This window comes from Winogradskyella sp., assembly GCF_028282165.1.
Classification (GTDB): Bacteria; Bacteroidota; Bacteroidia; order Flavobacteriales; family Flavobacteriaceae; genus Winogradskyella.
The window spans coordinates 43,771-63,667 of sequence record NZ_JANQIM010000001.1; the positions used below are offsets into that span (position 1 = coordinate 43,771).

Genomic DNA, 19,897 nt, shown 5'->3' on the forward strand with positions numbered 1-19,897 from the left:
CAAAAATGCATTTCATCGACAAAATGGTATTTTTTCTAAGATATTTGCCGTTAATCGATACAGCTTTTTTTTTGTTAATTTCATCCGTCATTTCATCTAATTTATTAGCATTAAATCCCAAATATTAGCGTATTTGAGCACATTATGGCATTTTTGGTAGGCTATTAAACAATGTCCCAAACATTAATGAGGCTTAATTATCAAACATTAACCACGTTGTTATTGTTTAGTGTTGACTTACTTTTGGCATCCCTCTATAAAAGTTTCATACACCAAAACATAGTACTTCGTCTATCAACAGTTAGAAGATGAAGCAGTTATTGACATTAGCTGTTTGTCTTGTCTCTTTCATTATTTTTTCACAAAATGAAAGAATAGACGACCTTACGGTACAATTAGCTTATCAAGATGCTGATTCTACCAAGGTAGACTTGTCGCTAAAACTCATTAACGAACTCTACGCCATCCAAGATTACAATAAAGCGCTGCGCTATGTTAACCAAACGGCAAAGCTTGCCAAAGAATTAAACTACACTAAGGGGCTTGCGGAAAGCACTTATTTCAGAGCCTTAATATATACAGAGCGTAATGATTATTACAATGCTATTGACAACTACGACAAATCCAGAAAATACTATCTGCAAATCAGTGACACCTTAGGCGTAGCAAAAGTGAGCAATAGTATTGGTCTCATAGAGATAAAACGTGGTAATTATACCGTTGGACTTCAAAACTCATTGTCCGCTATTGATATTTTTGAGAAACGTGGTTTAATAGATGAACTCAGCTCTGCATATAATAATCTAGCCGAAGCCTATTTTAAAACCAATCAAATTGATAAAGCCATAGATTTTAACTTTAAGGCACTCGATGTTAGAAAGCGAATTGACGACCGCCAAGGTATTATAGCTTCAACCAAAAACATCGCCGATCTTTACTCTTTGAGACAAGAGCATCGTAAAGCTATTGAGTATTACGAAAATGTTTTGGATATGTTAAGCCCAACTGCTGACAAAAATCTGCGTGGTGAAATACTTCCAAGACTTGGTAGCGAATATTTAGAATTCAAAGAATACGTTAAAGCTTCGGAATATTTAGTTGAAGGTTTAAAATATAACAGAAGACAAGGCAATCAAGAAGGCATTTTACAAGCATTGAACGCCATTGGAAACTTAAATCTTCAAAAACGAAAAGTAAAGCTGGCCGAGATTCAGCTTAATGAAGCCTATACCATTGCTCAAAAGATTGATAACAAGACAGCCTTATTAGAGAATTACAAACTTCATATAGCGTTAGACTCTACGCGTGGCTACTTCCAAAATGCATTCTTCTGGCAAAATAAGTACTACGATCTAAAAGAAGAACTTGCTAAAGTTGACCGACCTACTTTACCAACTGATGTTGAGCCTATTGATTTATATAGTTCCAATCCTATTGAAACAGAAATTAACATTTTCGAAGAGGATAATAAAACTAAGAATTCATGGTTAAACAATCCATTAGTTCTATATGGGGCACTAGCGGCTGCCCTAGTCCTTCTGACACTACTTTTATTTAATTATTTAAAGAACAAAAAGTATAAGGTGCTCATCGCAGAACAGAAAGAGAAACTGGTACAAGAACAGGCTAGAAACGAAGCCATATTAGAACAGACCCATCATCTTGAAGAAGTTAACCAAGTGAAGGATAAACTATTTTCAATAGTGTCTCACGATTTAAAGGATTCCATTTCGTCGATAAAAGCCTTTTTGGACCTATTAAAAGAAGACAGCATCTCCAAGGAAGAATTCAGGGAATTGATTCCCGAATTGAGTGAAAATGCCAATAATGCATCTTCGCTTTTGTTCAATTTATTGAACTGGTCTAAATCGCAAATGCAAAGTCTTGAGCCAAAGCCCGAACTTTTCAATATCCAAGATGTTTTCCATACTAAGATGGCATTGGTTGAGCAAAAAGTAGAGGACAAACGTATAGTTCTTATTGATGAATCGCAACGTGATTTTGTTTATGCAGATCGTAGCATGGTTGAAATCGTACTACAGAATTTAATTACTAATGCCGTTAAGTTTAGCAGAACTGGTGATGTTATTACAGTATCGAATCAAGATGTGGATGGTAAGGCCTTAATCTGCGTTGAGGATACTGGAGTTGGTATATCTAGAGAAAATATCGATAAGCTTTTTAATGCAAATAAAAACTTTACTACAGTTGGTACTAAAAACGAAAAGGGAACTGGATTGGGCTTAACCATTGCCAAAGATTTAGTAGAACTTAATAACGGAAGAATCTGGGTAGAGAGTACCGTAAATGTTGGTAGCAAATTTTTTATCGAGCTCCCAAAAGCAGCACCCGAGGCTTAATTAATTTTATCTATATTTAATCTCAAAATATAGATGTATGAAACGATTACTTTCCTGTATAATTATCTTAATTTCAATTTATGGCTGTGGAACTTACAAAGGAGTGAACTCTGGAGTTAAAAAAGACAGACAGCTTAAAGAATTATTCGCATTAATGCAAGGATCATTTAATTCTTCGGCACAAGCAGACGCAGATTCAACTTATTACAATATTTCACTTCATATGTATCCTATTTGGGAAGATCAAGGACATTTCCTCTATGTGGAACAGGCTTTAAACAGTATGCAAAATAGACCATATCGCCAACGCATTTACGAGGTTAAGAGAGTATCGGACAGCACCTTTAGCTCTGCTGTCTATACTTTAGATGTAGACTCTCTTTGGATCGGCAAGTGGAAAACACCATCAGCTTTTGATTCTATTTCCTTAAAAGATATTGCGCTTAAGGAGGGTTGCGAAGTGATTCTAAAACGTGTTTCTAAAAAACACTTTATGGGAAAAACTGGTGACACCACTTGTGTAAGTACTATGCGCGGTGCATCATTTGCAAGAAGCGAGGTTGAAATATTAGCAGATAAAGTAATCTCTTGGGACAGGGGCTTTGATGCTGACGGCAACTATGTTTGGGGTGCCGAAAAGGGACCTTATGTCTTTAACAAGTTAGATTAAGCTTTCGGTAAAAACACTTCGGCCATCATACAGCGTGCACTACCGCCACCACAGGTCTCTATGGTTTCTAAAGAACTCGAAAGAATTGGGCAATACTTTTCGATGCGATTAATCTGGTCTTTAGTTAAGCTTTTATGAGCGGCTTCGCTCATCACCAAATAACGCTGATCACCAGCCCCTCGTACTTGTAACATATTACCAGCAAACTGATGCATCTGGGCTTCAGTAATCGAAATCACTTCCTTGCCATCTTCCTTTAGATGTTTTACCACATTTTTACGCTCTTTTTTATCGTCAATGGTATCCAAACAAATCACGGCAAAATTTTCGGCCAAACACATCATCACGTTAGTATGATAGATGGCTAGTCGCTTTCCTTCGACCGTCTGATTGGCTGTAAAAACCACTGGAGTGTATTCAAAATCTTCACAAAATTCTATAAATAGATCTTCGTCTGCTCTTGGCGAAAGCGCACAATATGCTTTCCTATTCACACGATCCAAGGCCACGCTTCCGGTGCCCTCTAAAAAAACACCCTCATCCTCGGCGGAGGTATAATCAACAATATGCTCAATTTTAAACCCTTCTTCCTCTAGCCTTATAAAAACATCTTCTCGTCTTTCTTTACGTCTATTTTCTGCAAACATAGGATAAATGACCACATCACCATTATTGTGAAAGCTCACCCAATTATTTGGAAAAATAGAATCTGGTGTATCATTAAGCTCATCATCAATTTCAACAATAACGTTAACTCCAACTGCCCTTAATTTTTCGACAAATGCGTCAAACTCTTCCTGAGCTTTTTTATTAATTTCAGAATTCTTCAAATCCATGTCTTCCTGAAAATAATTATTGACCGCTGTTTGTTCGTTCATCCTAAAATTTACAGGACGAATCATTAAAATCGTATGGGTTGTCTGTTGCATTCTTATATTTTGAAAGTCTTGCAAAATTACTCTTTTTTCTTATCCAAATTTTACGCAATTCGCAATTTTTGTAGCCTAAAAGCTGTAAGTTTGAAACTCAATTATATACAACATGAAAAAATTTCTGGTCTTTCTTTTTATCCTTACGTCTTGTTCAGAAAATTCAAACAAAACCAACGGAAAAGCATCTAACGTTGATTTTACAACAGTTTTTGAGAAGAGCAATGGATTAGAAACAGCAACCTACCAAGAGACTATTCAATATTATACGGATTTAGCAGACAGTTATGGAGAAATTTCAATTACAGAAATAGGTGAAACCGACTATGGCAAGCCATTACATTTGGTGACCTATCATCCATCCGAAGCACCACACAACTTTGACCGATTGAGAAAGAACAATAGAATAATTTTGATAAACAATGGTATTCATCCTGGCGAATCTGATGGTATTGATGCTACTATGATGCTATTTAGGGATTTAGTTAATGGTACGATTGAAGCACCTAAACACACCGTTTTAGTCACCATTCCTATTTACAATGTCGGTGGCAGTTTAAATAGAAATTCAGGTACAAGAACCAATCAAAATGGACCTAAAGAATATGGCTTTAGAGGAAACGCGCGTAACTATGACTTAAATCGCGACTTTATAAAGTCCGACACCAAAAACACCAAAACTTTTGCACAAATTTTTCATATGGTGCAACCCGATGTATTTATTGATAATCATGTGAGCAATGGTGCAGATCATCAATGCACGCTGACACATTTATTTACGCAGCACAATAAATTAGGTGGTAACTTAGGTGCATATTTACATACAGAAATGATGCCTAAACTAGAACAAAAGTTGGCAAAAAAGAAATGGGATATTACACCTTATGTTAATGTGTTTAATCGTACGCCCGATTCGGGCTTTTCACAATTTATGGATTCACCTCGCTACTCCACAGGTTATACCACACTATTCAACACCTTGGGTATGATGATAGAAACACATATGCTAAAACCTTATAAACAACGTGTTGAAGGTACCTATGAACTTATGAAGAGTATGATAGAAATCACAGAAGAAGATGCTGAAAAAATCGCAGAATCTAAAAAATATCAGGAAAAAACCTGGAAAGCAGGAGATAACTATGCATTAACATGGACGGTTGACACTACTAAGTCAACCACCTTAAAATTTAAAGGTTACGAGGGCCAAATGATACCAAGTGAATTAACTGGTGCTCAGCGTTTGAAATATGACCACTCAAAGCCATTTACTAAAGATGTGACCTATCAAAACTACTTTATCCCAACATCTGAAGTAACAATCCCAAAAGCTTATATTATTCCTCAAGGTTGGTATAATGTAATCGAGTTATTGAAACTAAACAATGTTGAATTGTTCAGAATTGAAAATGATACTACACTAACTGTAGAATCCTACAAAATAGAAGACTACCAAACTAGGCCATCTGCTTACGAAGGTCATTATCCACATTACAATACCAAAGTAAAAACGACCGAAGAAACATTACTTTTTAGAAAGGGGGATTATATAATTGAGACTGACCAAAAAGCCATACGATATGTATTGGAAACCTTAGAACCAACAGCACCTGATTCATTTTTTAATTGGAATTTTTTCGATACGATCTTACAACGAAAAGAAGGGTTTTCTCCTTATGTCTGGGAAGACAAAGCAAAGTTACTCTTAAAGGCTAATCCAAAATTACAAGTCGAGTATAATATTAAAATAAGCTATGATGAAGAGTTTGCCAACAATTGGTATGCGCAACTCGATTGGATACACAAAAAAAGCAAGCATTACGAAAAAGCGCACTTGCAATACCCTATATATCGTATTAAGTAAATCTAAAAAGCCACCATTAATGGTGGCTTTAAAGCCTTAGTCTCCGTAATTATTAATGCTATTAATGTACTTGAACCTTGGTCGTGAAGTTTCTAAATTCTGAGTTAAGTTGAACAATATAAGTCCCATTATTTAGCTTACTCATATCCAACTGGTGTACGTTGTCGGATAATGATGTAATAACCCCACGTTTTAATATACGTCCTTGCATATCGATAATTGAATAATTAATAGTCTCATCTTCTAGTAATGTTGTTTTAATATTCAAGTTGTGTCTTACTGGGTTTGGATATACGGAAGTTTCTGTTAATTCATTTAACATTGACTTTTCAAAACTATTGTAACTATCAAACTGAACTACCCAATTATTTACAGCCTCGACTTCTGGATTTATTTTTTGGTTGTTTTTAAATAAGATATTAAAAAAACTACAGAATCTTTTGGGTAAAGCTAAAAATGCTGGAGCCCTAACTTCTAATGAAGCACAAATATCTCCACCCCCTTGTTGTAACAACGGCAGTATATCAAATGCTGTTGTTTGCCCAAATTGAACGATACTTAAATCTAACGTACTTGGATCATAAACTAAACTATGTATTCTATAAAATCCTGCGTTAGTTACTTCGAATTCTGGTGCAGAAGAAACGTTTAGAATTGTTAAACTAAAAGCTTGAGTTAATACAAATAATTGTGAATAACCTTCAGGAATTACGGGTTCGTTGGCTATCTGAGCATATAGGGTTGCAACTCCTCCATCCAAACATTGTATTGGATGATCTGAAAATAACGTCCCAGAATCTGCTAAGCATGCCTCCTCTTCCTCAACATGTATCGGTGCGCCCGGTACATCAAGTGCCGCACATACGTGGCCGCCTCCCTGTACCAACAATCCGTTGACGTCAAAGCCTGTGGTTACGCCCAACTGAACTATGCTCAGATCCAAGTCATTTGGATATACCAAGGTATGGATCGTATAGTCGCCCGATTCCGTTACCGTAAACTCCGGTGTACCGCCTACCTGCTCTATCACAAGGCCAGCACCGCTGGTCAGTACAAATAGCGTGCTGTAGCCGTCCGGCTGGTTGGCATCCCCGTTTGGTGTCGCGGATATCGTTGCCGAACCGCCCTCTAGCGTTACGCTGCTCTCATTGGCCGTCAAGGTCCCCGCATCGGGATTGGTAATATGTATAGGTGCGCCCGCTACGTCCAACGATGCGCATAGCTCGCCGCCACCCTGTATCAAAAGCCCATTGACATCGAAGCCCGTGGTCACGCCAAGCTGGACGATGCTTAGGTCAAGACCATCTGGATAGACCAAGGTGTGTATCGTATAGTCGCCGCCGCCCATTACGGTAAACTCGGGTGTACCGCCCACCTGCTCTATCACAAGCCCATCGCCTCTGGTGAGCACAAACAATGTGCTGAAGCCTTCTGGCACAAATGCATCGCCGCTAGGGTGCGCTGAGATCGTTACCTCGCCCGTTGAGCATACCTGTGTATCGGTAGCCGTCAAGGTCCCCGCATCGGCCAGGCATTCTTCAGTTTCTGTAATGGTGAACGTTATAATATCTCTATCGCAAATCCAACCTCTAGCCCGATTACGTCTATACAAACTTGCCGTAACTTTAAAAGTCCCCGTTCCTAAATTCCATTCGTTACCACCAGCTGGGAATGTATATGGTAGTACATTCTCAACAATTTGATAGACTTCACCCGTACCCAAGTTTCTCACCTTGTATTTAAGGCTTTGTGAATAACCTTCAACATGGGCATTGAGATAAAAATCTTCTGGTAGTTCAGAGATTTCGTATGATCCGCCATTATTAATTTGTGTCGATTGGCTTCCATTGGTAAATTCAAAACTCTCAATATCACCGCACCATCGAGATTCGGTTTGAGAAAAGCCGAACATAAAAACGCTAAAAAATAAAACAAATAGGTTGACTTTTAGATTTGGGGTCTCTAGAAGTAACTTGTTTTTCATTGCTTTTTGTTTAATTATTTTACAATAAAGTTAAACAAAATATAAATCGATGTTTTGAGCCCTTTTAAAATTTAAGAATTATTAACAAGAAATCGGACGAAAAGTAACTTTTTACTGATGAACCGATTAAACTAATATTTTGATGTTTGCGTAGCTATTTTCGAGGGCTTTTTGAGATGCTTGGCTATCTAGCCATTTCACTTGTGTAATACCTTCTTTTTCTTGAGGATACAATTTACCATCAAACTTGGTTTTCATTTCAAACCAATAGGTAATTTTAATTTTGTGTTTCCCATTCCGTTTGAAAATATGATAGGTAGTAGAAAGAGGCTTGGTGATTTTTAGTCCCTTAACACCTGTTTCTTCCTCTACTTCGCGTATTGCTGTTTCTTCTATAGATTCTCTTTGTTCTACCTTACCTTTTGGTAAGTCCCATTTGCTATTTCGATAAATAAACAAAATTTCATTTTTAGCGTTATAGACCTTCCCGCCACCAGCAATTACGTTGGGCAATAGTTTTAAAAAGTGTTTTAAAAGCTTATCAGGATTATCATGTATCAAATGGACAGCTTTTAAATCAGTAGTGTTAAGCGTTTTAATGACTTTACCAATATTGACAGATTTCAAAAGAAAGGATTTAAAATCTGTTTCTTTTTCGACCTTAGTCGTCAAAATTATAGGCTTGTTTCCTACATAAACAGTATACATGGATTTGGTTAGTTATGGCTTTGCTTTTGTAAAAGTATTATTTTTTAACTAACCTAGTTTAAAGTTAGAATTAATTTCGTTTTAAATTTTAAAACTTATAAATTTCATTAGTTTTGCAAAATGATCTTGAATAAAGAAACCGCAAAAAAAACTGCCGAGGTTTTATTACAAATAAATGCCATAAAACTTCAGCCCAATAACCCGTTTACTTGGGCATCTGGATGGAAATCACCAATTTATTGTGATAACAGAATTGTTCTTTCTTATCCTTTAATTAGGAATTATATCAGGGAAACCATGGCCAAACACATTGAAGCTCATTATGGAAAACCCGATGTTATTGCTGGTGTAGCTACCGGAGCAATCGGTATTGGTGCCTTAGTTGCCGAATATCTTAACCTTCCTTTCGTTTACGTTAGACCTGAAGCCAAAAAACATGGTCGCAAAAACCAAATTGAAGGTCAAATAACAAAAGGACAGTCGGTCGTAGTTATAGAAGACTTAATAAGTACTGGAAAAAGCAGTCTCAATGCTGTAGCAGCGCTCAGAGAAGCTGAAGTTAACATAAAGGGAATGGTTGCTATATTTACATACGGTTTTGACGTTGCAGCAAAAAATTTTGATGATGCTAAGATTGAACTTTACACGCTAGGCAATTACGAAAACCTCTTAGAACAAGCTTTAGACACAAACTATATTACTCAAAAAGAACAAGACATTTTAGCACAATGGAATTCTAATCCAAGTGAATGGAACGCAAATTGATATATACTTTCAAAAAACAAAAAAATGAATTTAGAATCACCCAAAATACTATTAGATAAATCCAGCGAAGAAACGTTCAATTTTTTATCTGATGTGAAGAATTTTGAAAGTTTGATGCCCGATAACATCAGTAAGTTTCAGGTTTTAGAGGAAGATACATTTCTTTTTGCCCTAAAAGGTATGCCAGAAATTACCTTAAAGAAAAAGGAAGCCACACCAAACAACAAAATTGTATTGGGCGCAGCTGGAGGAAAATTAGATTTTTCTCTCGTGGGTAACATTATGGAAACTGAAACTGATAGAAGTGAAGTTCAACTAGTTTTCAATGGCGAATTTAATGCCATGATGGCCATGATGATTAAAGGGCCTATAAGCAAGTTCATTGAGACTTTGGTTACCAACATGAAAACTGCATTCTAGTACAGCAAAGTTATTTCCTTTAAATCAAAGGTTTTAACACTGCCATCTTCGGTCCATACCATTAATTTTCCTGTTTCGGATATACCTTGTATAATGCCCGATATGGTTTTATTGTTGCTGCACTTAAATGTTGATGGTTTTCCTTTACGGAAAAGAAGTGCTTCATATTGTATTTTTATCTCTTCATATTTTTGGGATTCCAACAAGTTGAAATAAAACTGAAGTTCATTTAAAACTTTGGATAATACTTCATCTTTATCATAGATAATTCCTGTTAACAAACTCATAGATGAAGCTTGAGGTAAATCATCAAAAAACTTCTGATTGATGTTCAGTCCAAAGCCAATAATAGAACCTTTAAACCGATTATTTTTTATGACATTTTCTATTAGAATTCCACATATTTTTTGGCTTGCTGACAAAATGTCGTTAGGCCACTTAATATAAAGTTGGGGGATTTTAAATGATCTGAGCACTTTACAGATAGCCAAAGATACCGCCATACTAATATAAAACTGATTTTCTATTTTAAAATCCCCAAACTTCTTAAACACACTGACGGTAAGGTTTTTACCTATCTCAGAATCCCATTTTGTGCCCATTTGCCCTCGCCCAGCAGACTGTTGCTCAGCAACAATTACAGTATAATCTTCTGGTATGGCAACCGAAGCCATATCCTTTAGATATCTATTTGTGGAATCAATGGCATCAAGTTTGATTATATACATGTAAATGCGTTGTATTTTATAGTTTTCTTATGAGAATTAGAACCTACAAGAACTAAAAAAATAATAACTTTGCATAAATTTAAATCAATTTAATGACGAAAGAAAAAACTAGTGCAGACCAACTCATTACAACAATTATTGGTGGAATAGAAGAGGTTAAAGGAAAAGAAATTACAATTTTAGATTTAAGAGATATTGAAAATACGGTTTGTGATTATTTTATAGTTTGTGAAGGTACTTCAAACACACAAGTTAACGCGATCGTCAACTCCATACAAAAACAAGTTAGCAAAACCACAAAGGACAAGCCTTGGCATGTAGAAGGTAAAGATAATGCTGAATGGGTTTTAATGGATTATGTTAATGTTGTTGTACATATATTTCAAAAACACATTAGAGATTACTATGACATTGAAAGTCTTTGGGGAGACGCTAAAATGACGCAAATAGAAACGAGTTACTAAAAGAGAAAAGGCTAATAATGGCAAAAGACAATAAAAATTTAAATAAAAAACCAAAAGTAAATCCTTATTGGATTTATGGGATAATAATAGCAGTATTCTTATCTATTCAATTATTCTCTGGAGGTTTTGGTGGATCTACAGGTACCCAAACCACACCTTCACAATTTCTAGAATATTTAGACAGAGGTGATGTTGCTAAAGTTGAGATTGTTAATAAACGTGAAGCAAGAGTTTATTTAACCAAAGAAGCTCAAGAGCAAGAGATTCATAAAAAATCCAAACCAAAGACCATTTTGCCTTCGGTCACACCAATTCCAAACTACAAATTTGAGTTTGGTGATCTTCAGAATTTTGAAAAAGATATTAGACAAAGTATTGAAGAAAACGGTCTTAACACTGAGGTTAAATACGAAACAGAACAAAATGTTTGGGGCGATTTCTTATTGACCCTATTACCATTTATTTTAATCATTGGTGTATGGATTTTTATAATGAGGCGTATGTCTTCAGGTGCAGGCGGTGGTGCAGGTGGACAAATCTTTAATATTGGAAAATCTAAAGCTAAGCTTTTTGACGAAAAGTCAGATACGAAAACATCTTTTAAGGATGTTGCTGGTTTAGAGGGTGCCAAAGAAGAAGTCCAGGAAATTGTTGATTTCTTAAAATTCCCTGAGAAATATACTGCATTAGGCGGAAAAATCCCTAAAGGCGCATTACTGGTAGGACCTCCCGGAACCGGAAAAACATTATTGGCCAAAGCAGTAGCAGGTGAAGCCAAAGTACCTTTTTTCTCATTATCAGGCTCTGATTTCGTTGAAATGTTTGTAGGTGTAGGTGCTTCGCGTGTTAGAGACTTATTTAAGCAAGCTAAAGAAAAATCGCCTTCGATTATTTTTATAGATGAGATTGACGCTATTGGTAGAGCAAGAGGAAAAAATAATTTTTCGGGCTCTAATGATGAGCGTGAAAATACATTGAATCAACTGCTTACCGAAATGGATGGTTTTGGCACTAATACCAATGTTATTGTATTAGCAGCCACTAACAGGGCTGATGTACTGGACAACGCCTTAATGCGTGCCGGTCGATTTGACAGACAGATTTATGTCGATCTTCCAGACGTAAGAGAACGTAAGGAAATTTTTGAAGTACATCTACGCCCTCTAAAAAAAGATGAAACACTCGATGTGGATTTCTTAGCAAAACAGACCCCAGGTTTTTCTGGTGCCGACATAGCCAATGTTTGTAATGAAGCAGCCTTGATTGCAGCCAGAAAAGGTAAGAAAGCAGTAAACAAGCAAGATTTTCTAGATGCTGTAGACAGAATCATTGGAGGTCTAGAGAAGAAAAATAAAATTATTACGCCAGAAGAAAAGCGAGCGGTTGCGTTCCATGAAGCTGGCCATGCTACCGTTAGCTGGATGCTAGAACATGCAGCCCCACTTGTTAAAGTGACTATCGTTCCTAGAGGACGTTCTCTTGGTGCTGCTTGGTACTTACCCGAAGAGCGTCTTATTGTAAGACCAGAGCAGATGTTGGACGAAATGTGTGCCGCTTTAGGTGGACGAGCTGCCGAACAGGTAGTTTTTGGAAAAATCTCTACTGGTGCATTGAGCGATTTAGAAAAAGTGACAAAACAAGCAAGAGCAATGGTTACTATCTATGGTCTTAGTGATAAAGTAGGTAACCTTACTTATTATGATTCTTCTGGACAATCTGAATATGGATTTACAAAACCTTATAGTGAAGAAACCGCAGTACTTATAGATAAAGAAATATCTGATATTATTGAAGAGCAATACGACCGAGCCGTTAGACTTCTCGAAGAGAACAAAGACAAGTTAACAGAACTTGCAGAAGTTTTACTAGACAAAGAAGTGATTTTTAAGGATAACCTCGAAAAAATATTTGGAAAACGTACTTTTGATAAAAAGGAAGATACCATAGAAGAAGAGGAGTAAACAGCATTTTAATCATATAAAAAGCTTAAATTGACTGCTAGTTAGTTTAAGTTTTTTTATATTTGGAAATCCCCTCAAAAAATAGATTATTAGCAGTCATTAAATGAGCTTATTTCGTAAACTCTTCGGAAGAAAATCTAATCCGTCTGAAGAACAAATACCAAATCAAGAGCGTGGCAAATATATGCCAGAGCTTAAGTTGCCTGCTGATGAACGCTTTACCATAAATTTTAAGGCCAATGGCGGTAAATTTTTGTATTGTGAAAATATGGATGAAGTTAAGGACAGCTTCAACTCTATACTAGATGAAAATCAATGGCATAACGATAAAGTTTTTCTAATCGACGAACGCTTATCTGCTCTTTTCAAAGACTTTAAGCTCAATAGCACAACCAAAATTTCTGAAAGCGCATACTTTTTATCTACCTGTGAGTATCTAATTTCTGATGATGGCTCTTTACTAATTTCCTCAAATCAAATAGCCGAGAAAAAACTTAAGGAATTACCAGAGCATTTTATCATTTATGCTACTACGAGTCAATTTGTAGAGAATATTGGAGAAGGATTAAAAGGTATAAAAGCCAAGAGTAAAACTAAAATACCGACAAACATTACAACCATTAAGCATTTTAAAACTGCTGATGACAAAGATTTTCTAACTTATGGAAGTAGCGCCAAAGACCTCTACCTTCTTCTTTTAGAGGATTTATAATGAAAGAATTATCCATAAGAGCTATCTCGGGCGCTATCTATGTTCTATTGCTTATCGGTTCGCTTTATATGCAAAATGCTTTAACAGCGTTGTTAGCTGTATTTGGTGTTTTAAGTCTCGTTGAGTTTAGCAATTTGATTCATCTTAAATCATATGCGCAGTATATTGTATTTATATTGTTTTTTGGAGGGTTTTGGTTTTTGTGCCTTTGGAAGAAAGACATAAATGGTAGTGACGAAGCCATTCAAATTTTATTGGTTATTACCATCTTTGTAAATCTTATACTTATAAAGGATTTATTTACTGCTAAGAAAATTCCAATATTTAGTTCTAAAAGTTACATCGTAACGACATTTTATTTAACAAGTGGTTTTATTTTTATGTTGCTTATTGCGAACTACCAAAATGTGTTTACGCCACAACTTCTGCTTGGAGGATTTGTTTTAATTTGGGTTAATGACAGTGCTGCTTATTTAATTGGTAAAAACTTTGGCAAACAAAGATTATTTCCGAGGATATCACCTAAAAAAACAGTTGAGGGTTTTTTAGGTGGTTTATTTTTTGCTTGCATATCAAGCTACTTTATTTTTTTATATACAGAAACCTTAGACTTTACAAGTTGGCTCATTTTGGCAATAATAGTAAGTGTTTTGGGAACCTTGGGAGATTTAATAGAATCTAAATTTAAGCGACAAGCCGGTGTAAAGGACAGTGGCGTAATAATGCCTGGGCATGGAGGGTTATTAGACCGACTAGATAGTATTATCTTTACATCACCATTTATTTATTTGTTTTTAAGAATCTTAAGCTATGTTTCATAAAGAAGGTCATAAAATTATATTCATTACTTTGGTTATAGTTGTTGGTTCATTTTTCCTAATCGATGAATTTATTACTAATGAATGGCTTAGAAAAGGATTGATGATAACCATTCTCATTATCTTTATTCTCATTCTTCAATTTTTCAGAAATCCAAAGCGCTATACACATGCTAATGAAAAACATGCATTATCTCCCGTAGATGGTAAGGTTGTGGTCATTGAAGAAGTTATGGAAAATGAAGTTTTTAAGGATAAGCGAATTCAGGTCTCTGTTTTTATGTCTCCTTTAAATGTACATGTAACCCGTTATCCTATTGGCGGTCGAATTAGCTTTAGTAAATATCATCCGGGAAAGTATTTAGTGGCATGGCATCCTAAGTCGAGTGAAGAAAATGAACGTACAACAGTAGTTGTTGAAAACGAGGGTTTTGGCAAAGTACTTTATAGACAAATTGCTGGTGCTTTGGCCAAGCGTATTGTTAATTATGCAAAAAAAGATGCCAATGTTATTCAAGGTGCAGATTCTGGTTTTATAAAATTTGGGTCTAGAGTAGATTTATTTTTACCTTTAGATGCTCAAATAAAGGTAAAACTCAATCAAAAAGTTAGAGGAGGCGAAAGTATCATTGCTGAGATGAAATGACACCAGAAGAATTGCAAATAGAGTTTGAAGACGCTGTGGAACGTATCAATGCACATACCGAACCGTTCCCTGCTGATTTTTTACTTCGACTTTATGCCTATTACAAAAAAGCCACTAACGATTATGGCAGACCAAGCAGTCGCAAACCCATCATTAACGCCTTTAAAACCAACGCTCTTTTTCAAGTGAAAGATATAAGTCAGGACGAGGCAAAGGAAGAGTATATTAAACTTGTGAACAATTACTTTTTGTATCGTAAATAATTAAAAAATCGCGTAAGATACATTAATTGCCAAACCTTTCATATCTATTTGGTTCGCATCATCTAAACTTAGATTTAACGAGTAATAATTTATTTCTAGGGCATATTTACCTAATAGGTTTAAACCGATCCCTATATAACCTCCAGAATTGTTGGCATCACTATCTCGATCACTTCTTACCTCTCGTAGGTCATATGATGTTGAAGAAGTTGGTGTTTCAATAAGTTGAGAACTTTGGTCAAAGCTTAAAACTCTATTTTGTGTGTAGGCTATGTGCGCATAAATTTCCAACTTATTATTTATATCGAAATAACGTCTAAGTCCTATCGGTATTTGAAAAAATGAATACGACAGATTGGATATAATTTCAAAATCTGCAACATTGGATTCCGAAAAACTGCTACTACTATTCATGTCAGATACATTTTGATAATTTGGAGCTAAAAATACGCTCCAATTATTTTGGTCAAAAGGTAAGCGAACTTCCAATTCCATTCCAAAAGAAAGGTGGTTAGTATTGTCACCATAATCTTCTTCACCACCAAAGGTTCTGACGATTTCTTCTTCTACTGGATTAATAGAAAAAGGTGGAGGGCCGCTATATGAAAGTACATATGAACTTGCATTTGTATTAATCTGATTAGAGTTTATATTTAAGCCTCCTTTTAGCTTTAAACTGATTTTTGGTTTTGTTCTTTGATCGTGTAGATTAGTGTATTCTTCACCTTTACATTTATTGTAGTCAGTAAAAAAATCTGATAGATTGGTACTATTATACCTTAAATTAGAATAATCTTCTAAAATAAAATCATCACATTTAAAATTATCAAAGAGCTGTCTCTTAAACGGTGCGTTTTCTCTAACTCTGTTGTTTTCATCAATCGTTTTTTTATAGTCCAAGAAAACAAGTCCATCATCCTTTTCATAGAAAAAGAAGTATTTTCCCTTATTATGGATTTCATATAAACTAGACTCACCATCAACCAAAACCCTAAGCAGAACAAAACTGTTGCTGAGTTGCATTTCTTCAAACAATGGACCTACGAGTTGCTTGGTTATCTTATGTTGTTTATAAAAATGATCTGTATCATTAATCTTAAATTCTTTTATCTGATTTATGGTCAGGATCTCTTCTGGAGAACTCTTATCTGTTTTATAAGTTACAGATGTAGGGTTTCTTTTCCAATCCTTATTCTGTATGTAACACTGTACTTTTTTGCCTGTGTTATCAATTATGTATCCTTGCTGAAAACTTACTTGACTACTACCTACATAAACAAAGGATAATAGTAATAGAAACAGAAATTTCTTCATCATGATAGTTTTGGACTACAATAATATTGAAATTTCCCACAAAAACAAATTGATTTATTTAATCCCTTATCAAGGGCATCGTAGAACAACGCAACAATCCTTCTTGCTTTGCAATTTCAGCATATGGGACTTCCTCAACCATAAAACCATTTTGCCTAAGCCAAGCATTTAATCTGGTAAAGTTTTGTTCTGAAATAATGACATCCTCGGAAATGGAAAATATGTTACTGTTCATATCGTACATTTCTTCCTTACTGATTTCAAAAATATTTTCCTTTCCGAAATAATCCACTAACCATTGGTATTCACTTTCAACTAAAAATCCATTTTTATGGATAATGGCCTTATTCTTACCGATTGGTTGAAAGCAACAGTCTAGATGTAACGCATTATTATAAGGATCGGTATTAGATTTTCTCAGCTCAAATGGTTTTACCTTTTTATGTGGAAATAACTCTTGAATTGCTCTTACAGCCTCTATATTAGTCCGGGCTGTAATATAATCTGGGTAATCATCACCAGAATACGTTCCTATAAAGATGTAATCGTTCCAAGGCATAACATCACCCCCTTCGACATGACATGCATCTGGCAATATGATTCTATTGGATTTATCGACATTGGTCCATACATATTCTGTAGCCTCTATTTCGCGCTTACGATCTGGTAAAATATTCGCTATGATTATCTTATCTTCAATAACGAAGGAAATATCCCTTGCAAAAATCTGATTGTAATCTTCGATAACTTCAGGCCTGTAAACCTTAACATTATGCTTCTCTAATACCTCAGCAACAGCATCCATTTCTTTTATCATATCGGCTTCTAAGGGGTAAGTCCCTGCTAACACATGCTGACGGCTTTTAGGGTCGTAGCACTCTTCAACTTTAGGTGTAGGTCCATTGCTTTTTGCAGTTCCAAGGATAACGGCTCTAAGACGGGATGTCTCGTTTTGTACGTTTAAGTTCATAAGGTTTAAAATATAAAAAGCTCCATAGTTTTATGAAGCCTTTAGATATTTACATTATAAGATTATCGTTCATTAATAGTTTTAAATGGCCTGTAAGTCTCGCCAACATAAAGTTGTCTAGGTCTTCCTATAGGCTCTTTTCGCAAACGCATTTCGCGCCATTGCGCAATCCAACCGGGCAAACGACCCAAAGCGAACATTACGGTGAACATTTCTACAGGAATACCCATAGCTCTATAAATAATACCTGAATAAAAATCTACATTTGGATATAACTTTCTATCAACAAAATATTGATCCTCTAGAGCCTCCTTTTCTAGTCCTTTGGCAATATCTAAAATAGGATCTTCAACTCCAAGATCTCCTAAAACCTCATCAGCAGCAACTTTTATAATTTTTGCTCTTGGATCAAAGTTTTTATAAACACGATGACCAAAACCCATTAGTCGGAAAGGATCATTTTTATCCTTAGCCTTGGCCATATACTTCTTGGTATCACCTCCATCGGCCTTAATCGCTTCTAGCATTTCTAATACCGCTTGGTTAGCTCCACCGTGTAATGGACCCCAAAGTGCTGAAATACCAGACGCTAAGGATACGAATAAGCCTGCGTGAGAAGAACCTGTAATTCTCACAGTTGATGTAGAGCAATTTTGCTCGTGGTCGGCATGGAGAATCAGCAATTTATCTAATGCATTTATTAGAATTGGATTTTGCTCGTATTCTTTATTTGGGCTCTTAAACATCATCTTTAACACATTCTCAACATATCCGAGATTATCATCACCATATTCTAGTGGTAGACCATGTTTTTTTCGCATAGTCCAAGCTACCAAAACAGGAAACTTACCTAGAATTCGGACAATGGCATTATACATGGCTTCATCTGAATTTACATCTACAGATGAAGGATTAAATGCAGTTAATGCACTAGTCAGCGACGACAACACTCCCATTGGATGTGCAGAAACAGGAAAAGCATCTATAATTTTCTTTATATCTTCACTAACCACAGAATGGTGTTTGATGTCCGAATGAAATTTATCTAATTCTTCCTTAGTTGGTAATTCACCAAAAATCAAAAGATAAGCCACTTCAAGAAAATCTGCCTTCTCTGCCAATTCTTCTATAGAATACCCTCTGTACCTTAGAATTCCTTTTTCACCATCTAAAAAGGTGATGGCACTTTCGCAACTTCCAGTATTTTTGTAACCTGGATCAATGGTAATAACACCTCCTGTTGCACTTCTTAAAGTTTTGACATCAATAGCAACTTCATTTTCAGTACCTATTTTTACAGGTAATTCATAAGAGTTGCCATTAATTTCTAAGGTCGCTGTATCTGACATATTTTTTACTTGTTTTTAGTGTTTTTTTAAGGATTGTAAATTTACGAAATCTCAAACGATTTCGGAAGCAGATTTATAACCGATTTAACAATATTGGGCTTTGGCAAAAACAGCTTAAATTGTATTCTTTTTTAGGGGGCGATTGTTGAGCTTTAATTGCAACAATCTTGAATAGAAAGACATTATTGTTAATTTTGTTCCCCTAACTGTTAATGATGAATTACCTCAAAATTTTCTTTTTGCTAATCCCATTTTTTAGCTTTTCGCAAGTTATCAATGTTGAGTCTATGCGCAGACCCAGTGACTCTACTAAATGGACAGGATCGGTTAGTTTGGATGTATCACTAATTAGAAACACTAATGACATTTTCAGGATTGCCAATAAAGCCCACATACAGTATGACAATGATATTAACTTTTGGCTGTTTGTCAACGATCTTAACCTACAGAAGATTGAAGATAATTCTTTGGTAAATCGAGGTACACAACACCTCAGATATAATAGAAAAATTTCTGAAAAAACAAAATGGGAAGTGTTTGCACAAGGGCAGTATGATGCCATCTCAGAAATTGGTTTTAGAGGCCTAGTAGGTACTGGACCTCGTTTTAAGTTATCTAAAAATGACAATTACAGATTCTATTTAGGCACTTTGATGATGTACGAATATGAAAAGGCATCAAATGCTATTCCCGATCGTATACAGGAGGACATAAGAGGTAGTGCTTATTTGTCATTCAGTCTTTATCCCACAGAAACCATTACCATTATCAGTACAAGTTATTACCAGCCGAGAATAGACGCATTTAGGGACTATCGTTTTTCGAGTAACACCTCATTGCTATTTAGAATTTTTGAAGACTTGGCCTTTAAAGTCAACTTTAATTTTTTTCATGATGCTTTTCCTGTGACATCTGCTGTACCTGAGACTCAATTTGAATTGACTAATGGCTTATTGTATACATTTTAGTCAT

Annotated in this window: 19 protein-coding genes; 12 read left to right on the top strand and 7 right to left on the bottom strand. The window is 35.6% G+C overall.

The window, feature by feature from the left end; all coding sequences use genetic code 11:
• Positions 1 to 308: 308 nt before the first annotated feature.
• Complete coding sequence (locus Q0972_RS00185) at positions 309 to 2,360, top strand: tetratricopeptide repeat-containing sensor histidine kinase (RefSeq protein ID WP_299361075.1); 2,052 nt, start codon at positions 309 to 311, stop codon at positions 2,358 to 2,360.
• 37 nt (positions 2,361 to 2,397) lie between these two features.
• Complete coding sequence (locus Q0972_RS00190; protein WP_299361077.1) at positions 2,398 to 3,030, top strand: chromophore lyase CpcT/CpeT; 633 nt, start codon at positions 2,398 to 2,400, stop codon at positions 3,028 to 3,030.
• On the opposite strand, the gene ctlX is transcribed toward Q0972_RS00190, so the two are convergent.
• The gene (gene ctlX / locus Q0972_RS00195) at positions 3,027 to 3,959 is read right to left on the bottom strand and encodes a citrulline utilization hydrolase CtlX (protein WP_299361080.1); all 933 of its coding nucleotides are present in this window, start codon (positions 3,957 to 3,959) and stop codon (positions 3,027 to 3,029) included. The genes Q0972_RS00190 and ctlX overlap by 4 nt on opposite strands.
• A gap of 112 nt (positions 3,960 to 4,071) precedes the next feature.
• Here ctlX and Q0972_RS00200 point away from each other — a divergent pair, with 112 nt between their 5' ends.
• The gene (locus Q0972_RS00200) at positions 4,072 to 5,823 is read left to right on the top strand and encodes a M14 family metallopeptidase (RefSeq protein ID WP_299361083.1); all 1,752 of its coding nucleotides are present in this window, start codon (positions 4,072 to 4,074) and stop codon (positions 5,821 to 5,823) included.
• 61 nt (positions 5,824 to 5,884) lie between these two features.
• On the opposite strand, the gene Q0972_RS00205 is transcribed toward Q0972_RS00200, so the two are convergent.
• Both Q0972_RS00205 and Q0972_RS00210 read right to left on the bottom strand, forming a co-directional pair.
• Positions 5,885 to 7,807: a T9SS type A sorting domain-containing protein gene (locus Q0972_RS00205; protein WP_299361086.1), complete on the bottom strand. Its 1,923-nt coding sequence runs from the start codon at positions 7,805 to 7,807 to the stop codon at positions 5,885 to 5,887.
• Positions 7,808 to 7,933: 126 nt separating this feature from the next.
• Positions 7,934 to 8,515, bottom strand: a complete 582-nt coding sequence (locus Q0972_RS00210; protein ID WP_299361089.1) for an NUDIX domain-containing protein — start codon at positions 8,513 to 8,515, stop codon at positions 7,934 to 7,936.
• A 120-nt stretch (positions 8,516 to 8,635) separates the two neighbouring features.
• Between Q0972_RS00210 and pyrE the strand changes: the two genes are divergently transcribed.
• On the top strand, positions 8,636 to 9,280 hold the full coding sequence (gene pyrE / locus Q0972_RS00215; RefSeq protein WP_299361092.1) for an orotate phosphoribosyltransferase: 645 nt from the start codon (positions 8,636 to 8,638) through the stop codon (positions 9,278 to 9,280).
• Positions 9,281 to 9,304: 24 nt separating this feature from the next.
• On the top strand, positions 9,305 to 9,700 hold the full coding sequence (locus Q0972_RS00220; protein WP_299361095.1) for an SRPBCC family protein: 396 nt from the start codon (positions 9,305 to 9,307) through the stop codon (positions 9,698 to 9,700).
• Here the strand turns inward: Q0972_RS00220 and Q0972_RS00225 are convergent.
• Positions 9,697 to 10,428 (bottom strand): biotin--[acetyl-CoA-carboxylase] ligase, encoded by a 732-nt coding sequence (locus tag Q0972_RS00225; RefSeq protein ID WP_299361096.1) that lies wholly within the window; start codon positions 10,426 to 10,428, stop codon positions 9,697 to 9,699. The two genes, Q0972_RS00220 and Q0972_RS00225, sit on opposite strands and share 4 nt — an antisense overlap.
• 92 nt (positions 10,429 to 10,520) lie before the next feature.
• Here Q0972_RS00225 and rsfS point away from each other — a divergent pair, with 92 nt between their 5' ends.
• The 6 genes from rsfS (at position 10,521) to Q0972_RS00255 (ending at position 15,292) form a co-directional block, all read left to right on the top strand.
• Positions 10,521 to 10,892: a ribosome silencing factor gene (rsfS, locus tag Q0972_RS00230; RefSeq protein WP_299361098.1), complete on the top strand. Its 372-nt coding sequence runs from the start codon at positions 10,521 to 10,523 to the stop codon at positions 10,890 to 10,892.
• Between the two features lie 17 nt (positions 10,893 to 10,909).
• Positions 10,910 to 12,853, top strand: coding sequence for an ATP-dependent zinc metalloprotease FtsH (ftsH, locus tag Q0972_RS00235; RefSeq protein WP_299361101.1), 1,944 nt, complete (start codon positions 10,910 to 10,912; stop codon positions 12,851 to 12,853).
• Between the two features lie 103 nt (positions 12,854 to 12,956).
• Entirely contained in the window at positions 12,957 to 13,565 is a 609-nt protein-coding gene (locus Q0972_RS00240) for an LUD domain-containing protein (RefSeq protein WP_299361104.1), read from the top strand.
• On the top strand, positions 13,565 to 14,386 hold the full coding sequence (locus Q0972_RS00245) for a phosphatidate cytidylyltransferase (protein ID WP_299361107.1): 822 nt from the start codon (positions 13,565 to 13,567) through the stop codon (positions 14,384 to 14,386). The genes Q0972_RS00240 and Q0972_RS00245 overlap by 1 nt, the downstream gene beginning before the upstream one ends.
• Positions 14,376 to 15,029: a phosphatidylserine decarboxylase family protein gene (locus tag Q0972_RS00250; protein ID WP_299361109.1), complete on the top strand. Its 654-nt coding sequence runs from the start codon at positions 14,376 to 14,378 to the stop codon at positions 15,027 to 15,029. The genes Q0972_RS00245 and Q0972_RS00250 overlap by 11 nt, the downstream gene beginning before the upstream one ends.
• On the top strand, positions 15,026 to 15,292 hold the full coding sequence (locus Q0972_RS00255; protein ID WP_299361112.1) for an acyl-CoA-binding protein: 267 nt from the start codon (positions 15,026 to 15,028) through the stop codon (positions 15,290 to 15,292). Before Q0972_RS00250 ends, Q0972_RS00255 begins: the two co-directional genes overlap by 4 nt.
• Here Q0972_RS00255 and Q0972_RS00260 read toward each other — a convergent pair whose 3' ends face one another.
• The 3 genes from Q0972_RS00260 to Q0972_RS00270 form a co-directional block, all read right to left on the bottom strand.
• Complete coding sequence (locus Q0972_RS00260) at positions 15,293 to 16,609, bottom strand: hypothetical protein (protein WP_299361115.1); 1,317 nt, start codon at positions 16,607 to 16,609, stop codon at positions 15,293 to 15,295.
• A gap of 55 nt (positions 16,610 to 16,664) precedes the next feature.
• Positions 16,665 to 17,576 carry a dimethylarginine dimethylaminohydrolase family protein gene (locus Q0972_RS00265; RefSeq protein WP_299361117.1) on the bottom strand — a complete coding sequence of 304 codons (912 nt, stop codon included), beginning with the start codon at positions 17,574 to 17,576 and terminating at the stop codon, positions 16,665 to 16,667.
• Positions 17,577 to 17,638: 62 nt separating this feature from the next.
• Entirely contained in the window at positions 17,639 to 18,925 is a 1,287-nt protein-coding gene (locus Q0972_RS00270) for a citrate synthase (RefSeq protein WP_299361119.1), read from the bottom strand.
• Positions 18,926 to 19,212: 287 nt separating this feature from the next.
• Here Q0972_RS00270 and Q0972_RS00275 point away from each other — a divergent pair, with 287 nt between their 5' ends.
• Positions 19,213 to 19,893 carry a DUF481 domain-containing protein gene (locus Q0972_RS00275; protein ID WP_299361122.1) on the top strand — a complete coding sequence of 227 codons (681 nt, stop codon included), beginning with the start codon at positions 19,213 to 19,215 and terminating at the stop codon, positions 19,891 to 19,893.
• Positions 19,894 to 19,897 lie beyond the last annotated feature (4 nt).